15 protein-coding genes are annotated in these 17,285 nt (G+C 71.0%); 7 read left to right on the plus strand and 8 right to left on the minus strand.

Going from position 1 to position 17,285, the window contains the following annotated elements:
- Nucleotides 1-30: 30 nt before the first annotated feature.
- Nucleotides 31-1,866 (plus strand): 4-alpha-glucanotransferase, encoded by a 1,836-nt coding sequence (gene malQ / locus IEZ13_RS26575; protein ID WP_183223867.1) that lies wholly within the window; start codon nucleotides 31-33, stop codon nucleotides 1,864-1,866.
- A 135-nt stretch (nucleotides 1,867-2,001) separates the two neighbouring features.
- Here the strand turns inward: malQ and IEZ13_RS26580 are convergent, their stop codons facing one another.
- The 5 genes from IEZ13_RS26580 to IEZ13_RS26600 all read right to left on the minus strand — a co-directional run bounded on the left by IEZ13_RS26580 (nucleotide 2,002) and on the right by IEZ13_RS26600 (nucleotide 7,219).
- Nucleotides 2,002-2,259 carry a hypothetical protein gene (locus IEZ13_RS26580; protein WP_183223869.1) on the minus strand — a complete coding sequence of 86 codons (258 nt, stop codon included), beginning with the start codon at nucleotides 2,257-2,259 and terminating at the stop codon, nucleotides 2,002-2,004.
- Between the two features lie 92 nt (nucleotides 2,260-2,351).
- Nucleotides 2,352-2,690, minus strand: a complete 339-nt coding sequence (locus tag IEZ13_RS26585) for an antibiotic biosynthesis monooxygenase family protein (protein WP_203834000.1) — start codon at nucleotides 2,688-2,690, stop codon at nucleotides 2,352-2,354.
- The gene (locus tag IEZ13_RS26590; protein ID WP_183223871.1) at nucleotides 2,687-3,151 is read right to left on the minus strand and encodes an SRPBCC family protein; all 465 of its coding nucleotides are present in this window, start codon (nucleotides 3,149-3,151) and stop codon (nucleotides 2,687-2,689) included. The genes IEZ13_RS26585 and IEZ13_RS26590 overlap by 4 nt, the downstream gene beginning before the upstream one ends.
- Before the next feature lie 29 nt (nucleotides 3,152-3,180).
- Nucleotides 3,181-5,445: a M4 family metallopeptidase gene (locus IEZ13_RS26595; protein WP_229795051.1), complete on the minus strand. Its 2,265-nt coding sequence runs from the start codon at nucleotides 5,443-5,445 to the stop codon at nucleotides 3,181-3,183.
- A gap of 184 nt (nucleotides 5,446-5,629) precedes the next feature.
- A complete protein-coding gene (locus tag IEZ13_RS26600; protein WP_183223875.1) occupies nucleotides 5,630-7,219 on the minus strand; it encodes a lysyl oxidase family protein in 1,590 nt (529 codons plus the stop codon).
- A gap of 157 nt (nucleotides 7,220-7,376) precedes the next feature.
- Between IEZ13_RS26600 and IEZ13_RS26605 the strand changes: the two genes are divergently transcribed.
- Entirely contained in the window at nucleotides 7,377-8,513 is a 1,137-nt protein-coding gene (locus tag IEZ13_RS26605; protein WP_183223877.1) for a glycoside hydrolase family 12 protein, read from the plus strand.
- Between the two features lie 612 nt (nucleotides 8,514-9,125).
- The gene (locus IEZ13_RS26610; RefSeq protein WP_183223879.1) at nucleotides 9,126-9,899 is read left to right on the plus strand and encodes a hypothetical protein; all 774 of its coding nucleotides are present in this window, start codon (nucleotides 9,126-9,128) and stop codon (nucleotides 9,897-9,899) included.
- A 1,108-nt stretch (nucleotides 9,900-11,007) separates the two neighbouring features.
- On the opposite strand, the gene IEZ13_RS26615 is transcribed toward IEZ13_RS26610, so the two are convergent.
- Nucleotides 11,008-11,910, minus strand: coding sequence for a LysR family transcriptional regulator (locus tag IEZ13_RS26615; protein ID WP_183223881.1), 903 nt, complete (start codon nucleotides 11,908-11,910; stop codon nucleotides 11,008-11,010).
- A 69-nt stretch (nucleotides 11,911-11,979) separates the two neighbouring features.
- On the opposite strand from IEZ13_RS26615, the gene IEZ13_RS26620 reads away from it, so the two are divergent.
- The 4 genes from IEZ13_RS26620 to IEZ13_RS26635 all read left to right on the plus strand — a co-directional run bounded on the left by IEZ13_RS26620 (nucleotide 11,980) and on the right by IEZ13_RS26635 (nucleotide 14,616).
- Nucleotides 11,980-12,726 carry an HD domain-containing protein gene (locus tag IEZ13_RS26620; protein ID WP_229795053.1) on the plus strand — a complete coding sequence of 249 codons (747 nt, stop codon included), beginning with the start codon at nucleotides 11,980-11,982 and terminating at the stop codon, nucleotides 12,724-12,726.
- A 52-nt stretch (nucleotides 12,727-12,778) separates the two neighbouring features.
- Nucleotides 12,779-13,207 carry a BON domain-containing protein gene (locus IEZ13_RS26625; RefSeq protein WP_183223883.1) on the plus strand — a complete coding sequence of 143 codons (429 nt, stop codon included), beginning with the start codon at nucleotides 12,779-12,781 and terminating at the stop codon, nucleotides 13,205-13,207.
- 71 nt (nucleotides 13,208-13,278) lie between these two features.
- Nucleotides 13,279-14,064, plus strand: coding sequence for an SAM-dependent methyltransferase (locus tag IEZ13_RS26630; RefSeq protein WP_183223886.1), 786 nt, complete (start codon nucleotides 13,279-13,281; stop codon nucleotides 14,062-14,064).
- 117 nt (nucleotides 14,065-14,181) lie between these two features.
- A complete protein-coding gene (locus tag IEZ13_RS26635) occupies nucleotides 14,182-14,616 on the plus strand; it encodes a DoxX family protein (RefSeq protein WP_229795055.1) in 435 nt (144 codons plus the stop codon).
- Between the two features lie 51 nt (nucleotides 14,617-14,667).
- Here the strand turns inward: IEZ13_RS26635 and IEZ13_RS26640 are convergent, their stop codons facing one another.
- Together IEZ13_RS26640 and IEZ13_RS26645 are read right to left on the minus strand one after the other, a co-directional pair.
- Nucleotides 14,668-15,888 (minus strand): L,D-transpeptidase, encoded by a 1,221-nt coding sequence (locus IEZ13_RS26640; RefSeq protein ID WP_183223888.1) that lies wholly within the window; start codon nucleotides 15,886-15,888, stop codon nucleotides 14,668-14,670.
- 224 nt (nucleotides 15,889-16,112) lie between these two features.
- Nucleotides 16,113-17,189, minus strand: coding sequence for a CinY protein (locus tag IEZ13_RS26645; protein ID WP_183223890.1), 1,077 nt, complete (start codon nucleotides 17,187-17,189; stop codon nucleotides 16,113-16,115).
- Between the last annotated feature and the right edge of the window lie 96 nt (nucleotides 17,190-17,285).

Genomic DNA, 17,285 nt, shown 5'->3' on the forward strand with positions numbered 1-17,285 from the left:
CGACACCCGGCGAGCGTGACCGTGAACCCCATGACCGCTCCGTCGCCTGCCGTTGACCTCACCGCTCTCGGTGTCGTGCCGAGCTTCACCGACGCGTTCGGTGTCGAGCGGATGCCGGCCGAGCCGACCCGCCTGGCCCTGGCCGAGCGGTTCCGGCGCAGCAGCCTGCTGGCGGCGGAGCCGCTCGTGGCCACCCCGGGCCGCCACCATCCGGCCCTGTACGGCACGCTGCGCCACGAGGACGGCACGACGACCCGGGTCACCGGCACCGTGGACCGGGCCGGCTACCACACGCTGACCGCCGACGACGGCACGGTACGCCAGGTGCTCGCCGCCGAGGAGCACCTGCCGCAGCCGCCGCGGACCGCCGGCCTGGCCGTGCAGCTGTACGCCGCCCGGACCCGCGACTCGTGGGGCATCGGCGACTTCCGGGACCTGGCGTACCTCGCCCGGTCGGTGGCGGCGCGCGGCGCGGGCGTGCTGCTGGTCAGCCCGGTGCACGCGATGGCCCCGGTCCGTCCGGCGCCGAACTCGCCGTACAGCCCGGCCAGCCGGCAGTGGCTGAACGTGCTGCACATCGCCCCCGGTGACGCTCCCGGCGCCGAGCGGGCCGACCTGGCCGACCTGGCCGCGACGGGCCGGGCGCTGAACGCCGTCCGGCGCATCGACCGGGACGCGGTGTCCCGGATCAAGCAGGAGGCGCTGGCCCGGATCTGGGCGGTGGTCCGCGACGACGAGCCGGCCGAGTTCCGGGACTGGGCGGCCGGCCACGGCGACGACCTGCGCGCGTTCGCGACGTGGACGGTGCTGGCCGAGACCCACGGCGGCGACTGGCGCGCGTGGCCCGCGGGGTACGCGCACCCGCTGGCCCCGGCGGTGACCGCGTTCGCCGACCAGCACGCCGACCGGGTGCGTTTCCACATGTGGTGCCAGTGGGTCGCGGACCGGCAGCTCGCGGTGGCCTGCCACAGCGGGGTGACGATCTGCCTGGACGCCGCGGTCGGTTTCGACTTCGGTTCGGCGGACGCCTGGCTCTATCAGGATCTGCTGGCCCTGGACTTCGAGGTGGGCTGCCCGGCCGACCCGTGGAACCGGGAGGGCCAGCGCTGGGGCCTGCCGCCGTTCGACCCGCACGCCCTCACCGCGGCCGGGTTCGCGCCGCTGCGGAACCTGGTCCGGTCGGCGCTGCGGCACGCCGGGGCGCTGCGCATCGACCATGTCATGCAGCTGTGGCGGCTGTTCTGGGTGCCGGCCGGCGGCCGGGTCGCCGACGGCGCCTACGTGCGGTACCCGGTGGACGCGCTGCTCGCCGTGGTGCGCATCGAGGCGTGCCGGGCCGGCGCGTGGATCGTCGGCGAGGACATCGGCACGGTCGCCGGGGAGGTCCGCGAGACGATGGCGGCGATCGGCATGCTCGGCTACCGCACCGAGACCGGTGACCGCTGCGCGTGGAACCCGGAGAACACGGTCGGCGCGACCGGCACCCACGACCAGGCCACCATCGCCGGCATCCTGACCCGCTCCGACGAGCGGGACATGGCCGGCATCGGCAAGCAGTTCGACGCCGCCGACATCGAGCGGGCCCGCGACGAGCTGCGGCGCGACGCCGGCATCGAGCAGGCGGCGCCGGTCGGGCCGGAGCAGATCCGTACGGCGGTGCTGGCCCAGCACCGGCGGCTGGCGGCCTGCCCGTCCCGGATCGCGCTGGCCACCCTGGACGACGCCGCCGGGGTCGCCGAGCGGCCCAACATGCCGGGCACCATCGACGAGTACCCGAACTGGCGGATCGCCCTGCCCGCTCCGGTCGAGGATCTGCTGGCCGCCCCGCTGGCCCGCGATCTGCTCGCCGAGCTGACCAGAAGGTGAGAACCCGCCGTCACCGGGGCAGCCGGGCCCCGAACGAGGAGGAGCGGCGTCGCTGAAGGCGAGCTTCGGCACCGACGGGCAGCCCGGCTCGTACACCGATGTGGACTCGTCGGCAGGCTCCGGTGGCCGCCTGACTCACCAGCGACGGCGGCGGCGGGCGTCGACGGCCGCCGCCGTGACGGCGAGCGCGACCACCGCGAGGGTGAGCAGCACCCCGGCGGTCCCCCAGGCGACCATCGCCACCGACAGCAGCGCCCACACCACGCCGCCGACCACCGCGACGGCGGCGCGGGTGGTGCGTGACCAGCGGCGCCGGCCCGCCAGGGAGGGATAGTCGGCGGTCAGGCCCGCCACGATCTGCTCGAACTCGCGTTGCCTGTCACCGGTTCCCATGGCGTCACCTTCCCGTGCTAGACCCGGCCCACCAGCGACCATTGTCCCCCTCCGGCGGGACATGTGTGCGGCCGCGGTCAGGTGGTTTCGGGCTACCCCGAAACGGGCGGCGCGATGCGGCCTCCGCCCACGTCGCCGACCTCGCGGTAGTGCCGGACCCGCAGTGGAGCCAGCAGGTATTCCTCCTCGCCGGGAAGCATGACCGGGGCGTCGCGCCAGGCCGGCCCGGCGAAGGCGGCGAGCGCTTCCTCGTCGCGCCAGCGGGACACGTAGACGAGTTCGCCCGCCTCGTCGTCGACGAGCACCCGGTGGCTCAGCAGGCCCGGGTTCTCACCGGGGAAGGCGGTCACCGCGGCCACGATGTAGTCGGTGAACGCGGCCATCCTGCCGGGCACGACCCGGGCGGTCGAGGTGCGGACGATGACGCTCACCGGATCGGGTCCTCGGCGACGGTGGCCAGGCGGTCCACCGACGCCTGGAGCCGTTCGCCGGTGGTGGCCCGCGCCCGGGGGAAGCGCCGCTCGTCGGTGAGCTCGGTCCAGTCGTAGGTGTGCGTGACCCGGGTGTGGGTGGCGTCGACCGGTTCCAGTTCCCACCGCCACAGGTGGCCGGGGGCCGCCTGTCCGGGCTCGGCGGGCCGCCACGCGATGAGCCGGCCCTCGGTGAACTCGACGACGTGGTTCTCCCGGACGTTGTTGTTCGTGGTGGCCATGACGAAGACCTGGCCGGCGGCCCGGACCCGCTGGCCGGCGGCCGCCTCGGCAAGGTTGTCGTTGCCGTCCCAGCGCGGTTGCAGCGCCGGGTCGGCGATGAGCTCGAAGATCCGGTCGGCGCCGGCCGCGATCACGCGGCCGGCGCTGACGATACGGCTGTCGCCCTGAGGAGTCGTCATGCCCTCATCCTGACGACCGCCCCCGGCTCTCAGAGAGTCAGGGTCCAGCTGTTGATGTACCCGGTGTCGATGGTGGCGGCGTCCTGGACCCGCAGTGTCCAGGTGCCGTTGGCCGCCTCGGAGGACACGTTCGTCGTGTAGGTGGTGTCGATGTTGTCGGCGCTGCCACCGCTGCGGTTGCGCAGGGTGTAGGCGCTGCCGTCCGGCGCGACCAGGGCCACGACCAGGTCACCGACGTACGTGTGGACGATGTGGATCTCGACGGTGCTGGTCGACGACGCGTTACGGGCGCAGCCGCTGATCGCGATCGTGGAGGTGACGGTGGTGTTGTCCGGGATCGTCACGTCGGTGGCGTTGGTGCCGGAGCAGCTGCCGCCCGCGCCGTTGACGGTGAGGGTGAAGGACGCGGTCCGGGTCGCCGAGGCGCCGGCGCCGCTGAGGGTGACCGTGTAGGTGCCGGCCGGGGTGGCCGTCGTGGTGGCGATGGTGACCGTCGAGGTGCCGCCCGCGGTGACCGAGGCCGGGCTGAACGAGGCGGTCGCGCCGGTCGGCAGGCCGCTCGCGCTGAACGTCACGGTCTGCGCGGAGCCGCTGGTGACGGCGGTGCTGACGGTGGCGGTGGCGGACGAGCCGGGGTTGACCGAGGCGGAGGTGGGCGACACGGTCACCGAGAAGTCGTTGCCGGTGGAGCAGGTGGCGTCGCTGCCGGCCACGTTCACGGCGGTCCAGGCGGCCTGCACGGCGCGGTATTCGGTGGAGCAGGAGCCGTACAGGTCGGTGGCGGCCCGCAGGGTGTAGGCGCGCGACGTGTTGGCCGGGGTGGACGAGTTGACGTAGCGGGTGTTGGAGGTGAAGTAGGCGTCCAGCGCCCGGAACCAGATGGCGGCGGCCTTGTCGCGGCCGATGCCGGTCACCGCGGGCGCCGAGCCGCACACCGGCGAGGTGCCGTAGGAGGTCGCCCCGGTGCCCTCGGCCAGGTTGAAGAAGAAGTGGTTGCCCGGGCCCGACGAGTAGTGCACGTTGACGCTGTTCGTGCTGGTGGACCAGCAGCCGTGCGATGCCCCGTCCAGCGTCGGGTTGTACATGTACCGCAGCGGCGTACCGTTGCCGTTGATGTTGATCTTCTCACCGACCTGGTAGTCACCCGGGTCGGCGCTGGTGTTGGCGTAGAACTCCACCATGTTGCCGAAGATGTCGCTGGTGGACTCGTTGAGGCCGCCGGACTCGCCGGAGTAGGTGAGACCGCCGGAGACCACGTTCTCGGTCACACCGTGCGACATCTCGTGGCCGGCCACGTCCAGGGCGACCAGCGGGCGGGAGTTGCCGGAGCCGTCACCGTAGGTCATCTGGGAGCCGTCCCAGAAGGCGTTGACGTACGCGTTGCCGTAGTGGACACGCGACGGGACGCCGGTGCCGTTGCCGAAGATGCCGTTGCGGCCGTGCACGTTCTTGAAGTAGTCGAACGTCTTGGCGGCGCCGAAGTGGGCGTCGACCGCGGCGGACTGCCGGTTCGAGGTGGCCCCGGTGCCCCACGCGTTGTCGGCGTCGGTGAAGGTCGTACAGGTGCTGGTGCCGTTGTTCATGTCGCAGGTCCGGCCGTTGCCGTGCGACGGGTCGATCATGCTGTAGGTGGAGCCGGAGAGCGTGGTGTCGACGCTGACGCTGCCCGAGTAGAGGCTCGCGCCGGTGCCGGCGACCGTCTCGATGTCGTCGAACTCGCCGATGTACGTGCCGGTGACCGCGTCGCTGATGACGTGCAGCTTCGACGGGGTCTGCCCGTCCGGCGCCCAGCCGCTGACCACGGTCTCCCAGGCCAGCACACCGCTGCCGGTGCTCGCGTCGACGAACAGCTCCGGGGTCCCCGTACCGGTGATCCGGCCCTCGAAGCGGGCCTTGGCCGCCTTCTGCGCCGTGGCCGCGCTGACCTTCGCGGTGGTGCTCAGGCTGAGCGGGCTGTCCAGGCCGACCGAAGCGCCGTCGAAGGCGCCGCCCGGCTTGGAGTGCACGACGAAGTCGCCGCCGTAGACCCGCAGCCCCTGGTATTCGCGGTTGTACCGGACGTGCGCCGCGCCGTTGTCGTCCACCGTGGTGCGGTAGACGGAGTAGGTCTCGCCGGGTGCCGCCTCGATGGCGGCCGGGCGGGCGTCGATGTGGTCCTCGGCCGTCCGGACCGCCTGTGCTTCCGAGGGCGGCGTGACGGGGGGCGTGGGCGCCGCTGAGGTGCTCGTGGCGGTGGCCACGAGGACGCTGCCGGCCAGCAGGGTGACGCCGGCCAGCGCAAGGGGTCTCTTCACTGGAGTTCCTCCCCGAACCAGATATGCACGTCTGACAACGTGTCGGCTCAGTATGGAGAACATGAAGCGAAGAACATCTATATCTTCCGAGTCATATCAGCGGCCCTGAACAGCACTTATAAGACTCAATCGATATATTCACCGCCGACGCCCCACAACGGGCGCCGGCGGTGGGCGCTATCGGTCAGCCGTCGAGACCGTGCACCGGTGGAACGGTCAGCGTCCGCGCCTCCGGCGTGCCGCCGAGGATGATCTGGCGCAGCGCCGTGTTGTTGGTGGTGCTCAGCTCGGCGAGCTTCTTCTCCGGGTTGGCCAGCACCTGGATGTAGTAGGTGCCGTTCGGCAGATCGGTGATCTCGAACGACTGGCCGGGCCGGTCCTGGCTGTACGTGTCACCGTTGCCGATGTCCAGCACCTCACGCACCGCCACCACGGTGTCCGCGCCGCACGAGGTCTCCAGCGAGGTGTTCTCCGGCCGCCACTTGGCGCCCGCGATCGTGTAGTCGACCGCGTCCGTGTTGGCCAGGCAGAACGCCTCCTTGCCGCTGCGCACCGCCAGTCTCTGGTCGGACGAGAGCAGGTTGTACTGGGCGAAGTCGGTGAAGTGCCAGTGCTTGTGCCCCTCCCGCGGGTCCCACTCCATGGTCCCGGCCTCCTTCGACCCGACCTGGTTGCCGTGTGCGTCGAAGAAGTACTGGTAGGCGTCCATCAGATCCGTTCCGGTCCGCCGGAAGCCGTCCACCAGCAGCGGGGACGTGCCGGCGTTCCACACCGTGGCGCCGAAGTTGACGTACCATTTGCCGTCCTCGTCGCTGAGCGTGATCCCCCAGGCCGGGAGCGACTTGAGGTCCGGCTTGGGCCCACCGGCCGGCGCCGCCTTCAGCGTGGCCGGGCGCTTGGCCGGGGCACGGAACTCCGGCAGGTACGACGACACCTGCCGGCTCGCGTCACCCTCACCGGCGTGCAGGGCGTGCTCGCCCTCGGCCGGCGGCGCGGCGGCCGGTTCCGCTTTCCTGGCCTCGGCCAGCACGGCCTCCCTGCCGCCCTCGGACACGTCGACCACGGTGACGCCGACCGTGGCGGTCGCCGTCCCCTCCGGGATGCCGAACATCTCGCGGTAGACCGGGTTCACCGTGGCGGTGGCCGTGTACTTCCCGGGCGCCAGGTCGAACGAGGGCTTGCCCGGCGCGTAGTCCGGCTGGTCCGGCACCTGCGCGTTCCACCCGGCCTGCACGCCCCAGACGGCGCCCAGGGTGAACGGGTTGTAGCCGTTGCAGCCCGTCGGGTACGGGTTGGTCGCCGGCGCGTCCGGCCGGGTACGCGCCGAGCCCCAGCCGTTGCCGCAGAACGCCGTCTTGTACTCGGCGACCTTCGCCCCGGACTCGTCGGCGAAACTGATCGTGGTGAAGTCCTTGAGACCGTAGAAGTCGGTGACGGTCCCGGCCGGCAGAGCCACCTTCTTCTTCTTGCCGTTCTGCACCACCAGCCGCTCGGCGGTGATCGGCTTGTCGTACCCGGCACGCTTGGCCCAGATCTCGAACGGGTCCTTGCCGGCGATCACGTGCAGGCCGAGGTCGAGCGAGAGATAGATCTCGCCGTCGTAGTCGTACCGTTCGGCGGTCACCGCGTTGCTGGCGGCCACGAAGGTGAGCGGTGGCGGCGTGGCCGCGGCCTGTGCCACCCCCACTCCGGCGGCGGTGAGCGCGAGGGCGCCGGTGACGGCGCCGATGGTCAGCAGGCGGGAACGGCGACGACGGTTCGTCGGATCGGTCATGCTGTCCTTCCGGTCGGGCGGCCGAGAGACGACCGCGGCCGGATCATCCGAATAGGACGGCTATGAAGTTCCTGTGAGGAAGATGCCGGTTGGCACGAACCCGGGAGGAAGCTAACGTGAGCTGGGAGCGCTCCCACAATCCCCTGAAGGAGCTTCCATGGCCCGTTCCCTCCGTGCCCTGTTCGCCGCCGGCCTGCTGGCCGCGACCGGGCTCACCGCCCTCACCCTGGCCACCCCCGCGCAGGCCGACACCCTCATCTGCGATCAGTACGGTTCCACCACGATCGGTGGCCGCTACATCGCGATGAACAACCGCTGGGGCACCAGCGCCGAGCAGTGCATCAACGTCACCGCCTCCGGCTTCACCATCACCAGCCAGCAGGGCACCGGCAACACCAGCGGCGCCCCGGTGTCCTACCCGGCCGTCTACTTCGGCTGCCACTACACGAAGTGCTCCCCCGGCACGAACCTGCCGATCCGCGTCGACGCGATCAGCAGCGCCACCAGCAGCATCAGCTACAACTTCGTCTCCGGCGCCACCTACAACGCCTCCTACGACATCTGGCTCGACCCGGCGCCGAAGACCGACGGGGTCAACGCGCAGGAGATCATGATCTGGTTCAACCGGCAGGGCAGCATCCAGCCGATCGGCTCCCGCATCGGCACCGCCACCGTCGGCGGCCGCTCCTGGGAGGTGTGGCAGGGCAACAACGGCGCCAACGCCGTCGTCTCCTACGTGGCGCCCTCCCCCGTCACCAGCTGGAATTTCAGCGTCCTGGACTTCATCACCGACGTGAAGAACCGCGGCGCCATCACCGGCTCGTGGTATCTGACCAGCATCCAGGCCGGCTTCGAACCCTGGATCGGCGGCGCCGGCCTCGCGGTCAACAGCTTCGCCGCGGCGGTCAACGGCGGCGGCACCGTGCCGTCACCGTCCACGTCGTCCACACCGTCGAGCCCGCCCACCACCGGCACGGCGGCCTGCCGGGTCACCTACGCCACCAACGTCTGGAACACCGGCTTCACCGCGAACGTCACCCTCGCCAACACCGGAGCCAGTGCCGTCAACGGCTGGGCGCTCGGCTTCACCCTGCCGTCCGGCCAGTCCGTCACCGGCTCGTGGAACGCCACTCTCAGCGGCACATCCGGCGCGATCACGGCCCGCAACGCCGGCCACAACGGCGGCATCCCGGCCGGCGGCAGCACATCCTTCGGCTTCCAGGGCACCTACGGCGGCACGTTCACCTCACCCACCACGTTCACCCTGAACGGAACCGCCTGCACCCGAGCCTGATCACCCTCCGGAGAGGCCGTCAATGTCCGGCGGCCTCTCCAACCCCCTTTCCGGTACGCCCATCGCCGCCCCCGACCGCACCCCACCCGCCCCGCCATCTCCCGCGAGCCAGGCGCCCCCTCCCAGCCGTGCCGCGCCCGCCGGGCGTGAGCGCACCCTCACCCTCACCCCGCCCTTCCCCACCCCCCAATCGCAGCCCACCCACGACGTCCCACCATCCCCACCGCAACACCCCCTCCCACCACCCAACCCACCCACGATCACAACCGCCCCGACACCCCCCTGATCTTGTCCAGCTGCCCCTCAGCGCTGTCACAACACCCCCGAAACAGCATCCACAACCAGCCGAACTGCTCCAGCCGACCGTCACAACACCCCCGAAACAGCACCCACGGCCAGCCGACTTGTTCAAACTGGCCGTCACAACACCGCCGAAACAGCACTCGCAGCCAGCCAAGGGTGTTCCGGCTGGCCGTCAGTGCTGTCACGACCGCGCTGAGACAGCACTCACGACCAGCTGGAAAAGATCGACTGCGGCGCACAACCGCCTGAGAACGGGCACTCCCCGTGACCGGACGCCGGGCGCCACTCACGACCTTCCGAAGGAGAACGATGCGCAAGCTCATCGCCGCGTGCGCCGCGGCCCTGGTGGCCGGCGTCGCGGCCGGTAGCGTCCCGTCCAGCCCGGCAGGCGCCGCCCACCGCGGCTCCTGCACCCGTGACCTGCTCTTCTGCGAGGACTTCGACCGCCTGCCGTCCGGCGGCCCGAACACCCTGAACTGGGGCGTCGACACCCGCAACGGCATCCTCACCGTCGAACGCGCCCGCCACGGCAAGCACCTGCACATCCACACGGTCGACAACGGCCGCGCCTTCCTCCGCGTCGACGACTTCACCGCGCCCGGCACCCGCTTCTTCGGCCGGATGCGGCTGCGGGTGGACGCCTTCCCCACCGCCCCCGACTGGGCCCACTTCACCCTGGTGGAGGCCACCGGAACCGGCAGCCCCGAGGTGGTCCGCCCGATCGGCGGCCAGTACGCCCCCACCGTCCCCGGAACGTTCTGGGGCATCGGCGCCGACGGCGGCCCCACCGGCGACTGGACCGAATGGCGCGAATCCGCCCCGGTGACCGAGGACTCCTGGCAGTGCTTCGAATGGTCCCTGGACCGCGCCGACAACCGGATCTCCGTCTGGATCGACGGCGTGGCCAACCCCGAACTGACCGCCTCCACCACCGACCACGGCGGCAACGACGTCCCGTTCGTCCTGCCCACCGTCGACACCGTGAAGATCGGCTGGCAGCTCTACCAGCCGAACACCACCCCCACCGAGTTCAACCTCTGGATCGACGACATAGCCCTCTCCTCCACCCGCCTGGGCTGCTAGAGATCCATCGGCCCGTCTGTCGCCTCCGGCATGCGTGGCCTCCCTCATTCTGACCAACTCGGGCCGTCCCGTCCGTGCGGCGCAGGCTTGCGTCGCACGCCCGCCGGGCTGAGTCCCTGCCGCTCCGCTGCGCGAAGCGGCCCTAATCGGGAGGAGGTAGGTCTACTTTCGAGTTGGGTCGGTCGGATACCCCCGCATGCGCTGCCACTCGCTCCGGGTGGCTGGTTGCGGTCATGGCCCGCCAAGCATCCGACTGCCACTCCCGACCGTCACGCCACTCCCTCCAGGCGGGTGGTCACGGTCGCGATCGCCAGGCAACCTGGACGCTGCTCCCGGCCGTCACGCCGCTCGCGTCACGCGGGTGGTTCAGCTTGATGCCGGTCGCGCCACGGGAAACCGCCGAAAGTCACTCACCGTGACCGCGATCTTGGGTACCTGAGGGAGCGTGGTACATCGGTGCTGTTCTGGCCACCCCTATCCTCCACAAGAGCCGGCGAACCGGGTTCCTCGCTCACGCGGAGTTCCGGCCAGCCGGGCTTTCGGCGGTGGAAGCACACAGTCACCGAGTCGGCGGCCGCCGCGGCGACAGGCGGGGTGGGCGCACACGTCAGCGATGTCGTGGTCGCCTACCCGGCCTACAGCGGTGGTGGCTGCACACGTGGCGACTTCCGTGCGCGATCACCACGGCTTCGGCAGCCGGATCGTGCGCACCCGCCCATGGTGAACGCACCCCGCCCGGCCAGGAAGAGGATCGTGCGCGGCTATCGGGCCCGGCGGGATCGCGGATGGCGTTCACCGCGACCGGCGCAACGGCCGGGAGCGGCAACCCGGACGCCTGGCAAACAACACCACAACCACCCACCCGAAAGCGACCCGATCCGCCGAGGACGAGTGCCGACGACCCGGCCGGGAGCGGCGGCAGATGCGGGATGGCGGTGGACGGGGCGGCCTGCCGGGCCACCGAGCTCCGCCCGGCGGGCGCGGCAAAGGCTGGAGTGGCAGCCGGTTCGCGGGGTGGGGCGGAACTGTCGTGAAAGGAACGGAACGGGGTCACCCGTACCGGAGAAGGGGCGGAAGTGGAACGCGGACCTGGACCAGGGGAACGCGGCTAGCGGGCGGCGCGGCGGCGGGCGGGCGCCGGGACGGCCTCGCGGACCCGGGTGAAGAGTTCGGCGACGCGCGGGTCGTCGAGGGCGCCGGGCCGGTGGATCGCGTGGAAGGTGACGCGCGGCAGGTCGGTGATCGGGCGGGCGACCAGGCCGGGTGGCGGTTCGACGCAGCCGGCGACGACGGCGAGGCCGACGCCGAGGGACGCGAAGTCGAGGGTCATCGGCAGGCCCTCGGCCTCGACCGCGATCGTCCAGCCGACGCCGGCGTCGGTGAGGGCGCGTTCCAGGTTGATCCGGTGTGGCCGGACCGGCGGTGGGACGATGAGCTCGGCGCCGGCCAGGTCGCGCAGGCGTAGGGAGCGGCGGGACGCCAGCGGGTGTTCGGCGGGCATGAGCAGCATCTGCGGGTAGCCGGCGATCGGCACGGTGACCAGGTCGGCGGGTAGCACGTGCAGGCTGAACACGCCGAGGTGGGCCTGCCCGGTCCGGACGGCCGCCTGCATCTCCTGCCGGTTGGTGTGCAGGGGCCGCAGGCTGCCGGGGCGGTCCGACAGCATGCCGCGGATCACGTCGCCGAGCAGGTAGAGGTATGCCGTGTGGCCGGACGCGATGACCAGTGGCCGGGTGACCGGCACGCCGCGCAGGTCGGCGAGGAACAGTTCGAGGCGTTCCTGATGGTCGCGGGCGAACCGGGCGACCCGCTCGCCGTCGGCGGTGAGCTGTAACCGGTTGCCGGCCCGCAGGTAGAGCGGCCGTCCCAGTTCGCGGGCCAGCGTCGCCAGTTTGGAGTGCAGCGACGGTTGGCTGATGTGCAGCTCCCTGGCCGCACGGGTCATGTTGAGGTGGTCGGCGAAGACCGCGAAGGCGGCCAGCGCGTCGGACGAGACCCGTGGATTGGCCACAGAACGATTCTATGAGCACTCGGGCAGAACATAGTTCTGCTGATGATCGGCATCCACGATCATGAACGTATGACCACATCGGACGCACAGTTGACCGTGATGCCGCTCCACGCCGTGACCGAGGTGTACGGCGAGGCCGGGCTCAGGCGCCGGCTCGACCTGGAACTGCGCCGGCTGCCACCCGAGGGCCGGACCGCCGTCGGGAGCGCCGCCGACTGGGCGAGCCGTCTGCACGCGGGGCAGCGCCGCACCCGGGAGCCGTACGTGAACCATCCGCTGCGGGTCACCCTGCGGATGCTCGTCCACTACCGGGTCACCGATCCGGACGTGCTGGTGGCGGGCCTGCTCCACGACGTCGTGGAGGACCAGCCGTGGACCGTCACCGGCACTGAGCGGGCCGGGCCGCCACCGGTCGAGGAGGCGCTCGCGGTCATCGCGCGGCGGCACGATCCGCGGGTGGCCGCCCTGGTCGCGGCCGTGACGACGCCGCCGCGACCGGCCGGGGCCGACCGCATCCGGCACTACCTGGACCATCTCACCGAGTCGCTGGCCGGGGACCCGTGGGCGCGGGTGATCAAGTTGTCCGACTTCACCGACAACGGTGTCGGCATCATCCACTCGTCGGGGCCGATCGTGGCGCGGTCCGCCCGCAAGTACGACCCGGCCGTGCCGATCCTGCGGACACACCTCGACCGCCCGGACACCCCGCTGGCCGCCGACGTGAAGGACCACATCCGCGGGCAACTCGACCTGGGCCGTCGCCGTTTCGCCGCGATCCTGGCGGCTTGCGCCCGTTTTCCAGACTGTGCCGTGTAACCGCGTCGTCCCACGGGGGGCCGAGCGCGCCGCGCAGTGGACGGAGTAGAGCATGTGGTCTGGGCCCTTCGAGGACCCGCCGGTGATCAGCCAGGATCTCCGGCTCGCCTGGCGGGTGACCGAGCGGATCGCGGCCGATGCCCGGCTCGCGGGTGAGCCGATCGGCGTGGTGGCGCAGAACCGGGTCGTCACCCTGACCGGCGTGGTCGGCTCGGTTCGGGCGAGGGCCGTCGCGGGCGAGGTCGCCGGCGCCTTCCCGGGGGTCGCCGATGTCTGCAACCGCCTGGAGACGGCCGGCCCCGCCGGCGCCACCACGGATCCGTTCGAGCAGCTGGTGGCCCGGTGGGCGGGTGAGCGGCCGGACGCGGCCCGGCTGATCCGGGCCCGGCTGCGCAGGGAGCGGCTGCTCAAGGCGGCCGTCGTGCTGGCGGCCCTCTCGGTGGTGCTGCTGGTGCTGCTGCCCCGTCTCACCACGGGTTGAGCGGAGGTCCACATCGGATACCGGCCTCCGGTAACATCCCGAGACGTCTATACGGGGTGAAAGGTGCAGCGGTGACGGAACCGATCGATTCGAGCAGGCCGCATCCGGCCCGCCGGTACAACTACTGGCTGGGCGGAAAGGACAATTTCGCCGCCGACCGGGAGTCCGGTGACCAGATCGCCGCGGTGACGCCGTCGATCCGCACGGCCGCGCTGGAGAACCGCGCCTTCCTCGGCCGGGCGGCCCGGCACATCGCCGAGCAGGGGGTGCGGCAGTTCCTCGACATCGGCACCGGCATCCCGGCGCCGGGCAACACCCACGAGGTCGTCCAGGCCATCGACCCGGCGGCCCGGGTGGTCTACGTCGACAACGATCCGCTGGTTCTGGCCCACGCCCGCGCGCTGCTGTCCGGGACGCCCGGCACGATCGCGTACCTGGACGCCGACCTGCGGGATCCGGCCGCCATCCTGGATCACGACGACCTGCGCCCACTGATCGACTTCTCCCGGCCGGTCGGGTTGCTGCTGATCGCGGTGCTGCATTTCGTCCGGGACGACGAGGACGTCGAGGGGGTCGTCACCAAGCTGCTCGACCGGCTCCCGGCCGGCAGCTGGGTGGCGGCCAGTCACGCGACGTACGAGTTCATGCCCGCCGAGGTGGTCGCCGGCCTGGCGAAGGCCAACCGGGACGGCCGGTTCGTCCCGCGCGACGGCGAGCGGCTGCGTGAGCTGTTCGGCGACCGGGTGGAGATCGTCGAGCCGGGTGTCGTCTCGGTGGCCCACTGGCACAACGACGAACCGGCCCGGGCGTCCGCCGCCGACGTCATGTGCAACGCGCTGGTCGCCCGTAAACGCTGACTCAACTCTCTTCCGAGGGGCCTGTGGCTGACGCCACAGGCCCCTTCTCGTATGGACAATCGATGATCACATATTTAGGGTAGCCTTACCTTCCCCCAGATGATCTAGGAGATCCCCGTGACGTTCGACCGCTTCACCGGCCCGGTTTGGTCGCTTTTCCGCATGGTCGTCGGTCTGCTCTTCGCCTGCCACGGCCTCGCCAGCCTGTTCGGCCTGCTGGGCGGCAGCAAGGGCACCGGCGAGGCCGTCCCGCTCGGCACCTGGCCCGGCTGGTATGCGGCCGTCATCCAGCTGATCTGCGGCGGACTGGTCCTGATCGGCCTGTTCACCCGCCCGGCGGCGATCCTGGCGTCCGGTTCGATGGCGTACGCCTACTTCGTCGTCCACCAGAAGACCGGCCTGATGCCCATCGAGAACGGCGGCGTCACCTCGGCGCTCTACGCATGGTCGTTCCTGGCCGTGGCCGCCATCGGCGCGGGTCCCTGGTCGGTGGAGGCGCTGCTGTCCCGGCGGAAGAAGGTCGACGCCACCGCCGAGCCGGTCACCGCCTGAAAACGGCGAGAGCCCCGCCGACGTGATCGGCGGGGCTCTCGGCGTTCGTCGTCAGCGACCGTACCTGTCGAAGGGGACGGTCCAGTCGCCGAGGCCGTTCCAGATCGCCAGCTCACGAGGGCTGTTCTTGACGTCGACGATGTCGCCGATCAGAAAGTTCTCGTACACCCACTTGGCGTCGGCGGTGCTCAGGTTGATGCAGCCGTGGGACAGGTTCGCCCGGCCCAGCGAGCCGTTCCACGGGGCGGCGTGCAGGTACTCGCCGGAGTAGGTGATCCGGGTGCAGTACTCGATGTCCTCGGAGACGTAATAGTTCGGGTCCTTCGGGTCGCTGACGCCGTAGCTCGCCGAGGTCATCGTGTGCGTCCGCAGCCGGCCGAGCACGACGTGCGGGCCGCCGGTCGTCCAGTAGTTGATGCGCTCGCCGTTGGCCCCGGTGGTGCCGCCGCCCTTGCCGAGGCTGCTCTTCATGCTGCGGACGAGCTTGCCGTTGATGTAGACCTTCGTCATGTGCGTCCGGTTGTCACTGATCGCGATCAGCTGACGACCGATCTCGAAGTTCGTGGAGGCGTTCTTCGCGCCGTACACCGTCTTGCCGAGCTTGACGCCGAAGGCGTTGACCTTGACCTTGATCCGCGTGCCGGCGGCCCAGTACTTCGCGGGCCGCCAGTGCACGGTCTTGTCGTCTTTCCAGTAGAACTTTCCGTCGACGGACGGCGAGGTGGTGATCTCGATGGCCTTCTCGGCCGCGGCCTTGTTGACGGCGCGGCTGAACGCGACGATCACCGGCTGGCCCGCGCCGTACGTCTGCCCGGTCTTGAGCGACGCCATGGCGTTGGCCTGGAAGGTGATCTTCGCGACGTTCTTCGGGTTCACCGTGGCGAAGCTGGAGGTGTGCTCGCTGGTCACACCCTTGCTGTCGGCGGCCGTCGCGACCACCTTGTAGGTCTTGCCGTAGTCCAGGTCCTCGGTCGACTTCCACGTGCCGTCGGCCTGGAGCGCGCCCTCGACCTTGGCCTTACCGACCGTGACGGTGACCGACTGGAGCGTGCCCTCCTCGGCGGCCACGGTGATCGGCGTCACCGGCGACACGTCCTTGGTGCCGCTCACCGGCGTCACGTTCAGCTTGACCGGCGGGACCGGGGGCTCGATGTTCGCCACCGGCTCGACCCAGTCGGTGCCGCCTTTGTTGTCACGCGAGGTGCACCCGGCTGCCGTGGCGGCCGCGGCCACGCCCAGTGTGCCGATGATGACCTTACGTCGCTGAATCATGGCTCTCACAATCGAGGGGGTCCCGTCGGCGCCATCCGTGGCCGTACATCCTGATGCCCGTACATCTAGATGACGTGGCTGAGGCTCGGAACGTTGCCTGTCGAGTCGATCGAACTATGCAGGTGTGTTTCTGGAGAGGACATCCTGACAGATCTTGAGCCCGCCCGATACACCGCATCGGCCTTCGATCGCTCCGGAACCCCGATTCGGTGAGGAGACCTGCGTCACCCGGCCTGCCGCCCGCGCCATGACGAGAGCCCGATCACCGCAAGGAACAGGGCAAACATGACAAAGGACGCAATCATCGTACGGTCGGAAGCACCGCCGCAATCGGACGGTGGATCGTCGTGGGTCAGCGCGCACACCATCACCGACGCGCGACGCTCGCCGTACTCGTCACGCAGCGCGTCCCGCAGTTCCCGCCACTGGTGACGGCTCTCCACGACGGCGCCGGTCACCGCCTTCGCGAAGTTCGTCCCCACGCGGCCGCGCGGCGTGCCCGGCTCGGTCGCCTCACCGGTGGCCGCGTCGATCAGGCCGTTGTCCTTGTTGAGGGCGGCATGGGTGATCCGCCGCTCGCACACACCCACCCCGGGGACCGCGTCGTGCAGCACGAAGCAGCCGGTCGCCAGGTCCGGCGGCACGCTCGGCGCCCCGGTGCCGCGCAGATCGAGCACCGAACTGGGCGCGGGCAGGTTCAGGCCCGGCGGGTTGTCCGGGCCGATCGGCCGGGCCGGGTCGGCCTCGTCGGCCCAGGAGCTGTGCGCGTAGAAGTCCTGTACGCCGTGCAGCGCCCGCCCGAACTCCTCCAGCGCCGTGCACTTGGCGCGCGGCTCCCCCTGCTCGGCCGGCGCGCATCCGCCGTCGAGGAACACCTCGTCCGGCAGGATCCGGCCGTGCTCGTCGAGCAGTCCCGCGGCGTCACGGACCGCCGCCCGGAAGCGGCCGCGCAGATGTTCCACGCAGGCGGTGACGGCCGCGGTGGCCTGGCCACGGGTGCGCGGGTATCCACCCGCCAGGAAGTCGGCGTCGTCGCAGTGGGCGGCCGGGACGCTCACCTCGGTGAGATCCGGTGACCCGACCGCGCCGAACCCCCGGCCGTCCCCGGCGAGCCGGCCGAGCGTGGCGGGTTCGAGACAGTCATGGCCGGGGCAGGCCAGCGCGGCACGCGTGATGTGCTCGTGCTCGCGATGCTGCCCACCGCCCTCGATCGTCCCGAAGCCGGCGGCCGGGGCCGGGGGCGCCAGGGCGGCGGCCGCCAGCAGGCACACGAGCACCGCCGCCCCGGCTCTCCGCCTCATCGCCGCAGCATCACCCGGTGCGCCCGGCCGGCGCCTCCTCCCGTGCGGATGGCCGCTGTGCGCAGAGGTCGACGCGCCACGACGTGGGCCGCGGCG

The sequence above is a fragment of the Actinoplanes campanulatus genome, from assembly GCF_014647795.1.
GTDB lineage: Bacteria > Actinomycetota > Actinomycetes > Mycobacteriales > Micromonosporaceae > Actinoplanes > Actinoplanes campanulatus.

Coding starts and splice junctions, on each gene's coding strand:
- malQ (WP_183223867.1), top strand. CDS start 31: ATGACCGCTCCGTCGCCTGCCGTTGACCTCACCGCTCTCGGTGTCGTG.
- IEZ13_RS26580 (WP_183223869.1), bottom strand. CDS start 2,259: ATGGGAACCGGTGACAGGCAACGCGAGTTCGAGCAGATCGTGGCGGGC.
- IEZ13_RS26590 (WP_183223871.1), bottom strand. CDS start 3,151: ATGACGACTCCTCAGGGCGACAGCCGTATCGTCAGCGCCGGCCGCGTG.
- IEZ13_RS26600 (WP_183223875.1), bottom strand. CDS start 7,219: ATGACCGATCCGACGAACCGTCGTCGCCGTTCCCGCCTGCTGACCATC.
- IEZ13_RS26605 (WP_183223877.1), top strand. CDS start 7,377: ATGGCCCGTTCCCTCCGTGCCCTGTTCGCCGCCGGCCTGCTGGCCGCG.
- IEZ13_RS26610 (WP_183223879.1), top strand. CDS start 9,126: ATGCGCAAGCTCATCGCCGCGTGCGCCGCGGCCCTGGTGGCCGGCGTC.
- IEZ13_RS26620 (WP_229795053.1), top strand. CDS start 11,980: ATGACCACATCGGACGCACAGTTGACCGTGATGCCGCTCCACGCCGTG.
- IEZ13_RS26625 (WP_183223883.1), top strand. CDS start 12,779: ATGTGGTCTGGGCCCTTCGAGGACCCGCCGGTGATCAGCCAGGATCTC.
- IEZ13_RS26640 (WP_183223888.1), bottom strand. CDS start 15,888: ATGATTCAGCGACGTAAGGTCATCATCGGCACACTGGGCGTGGCCGCG.
- IEZ13_RS26645 (WP_183223890.1), bottom strand. CDS start 17,189: ATGAGGCGGAGAGCCGGGGCGGCGGTGCTCGTGTGCCTGCTGGCGGCC.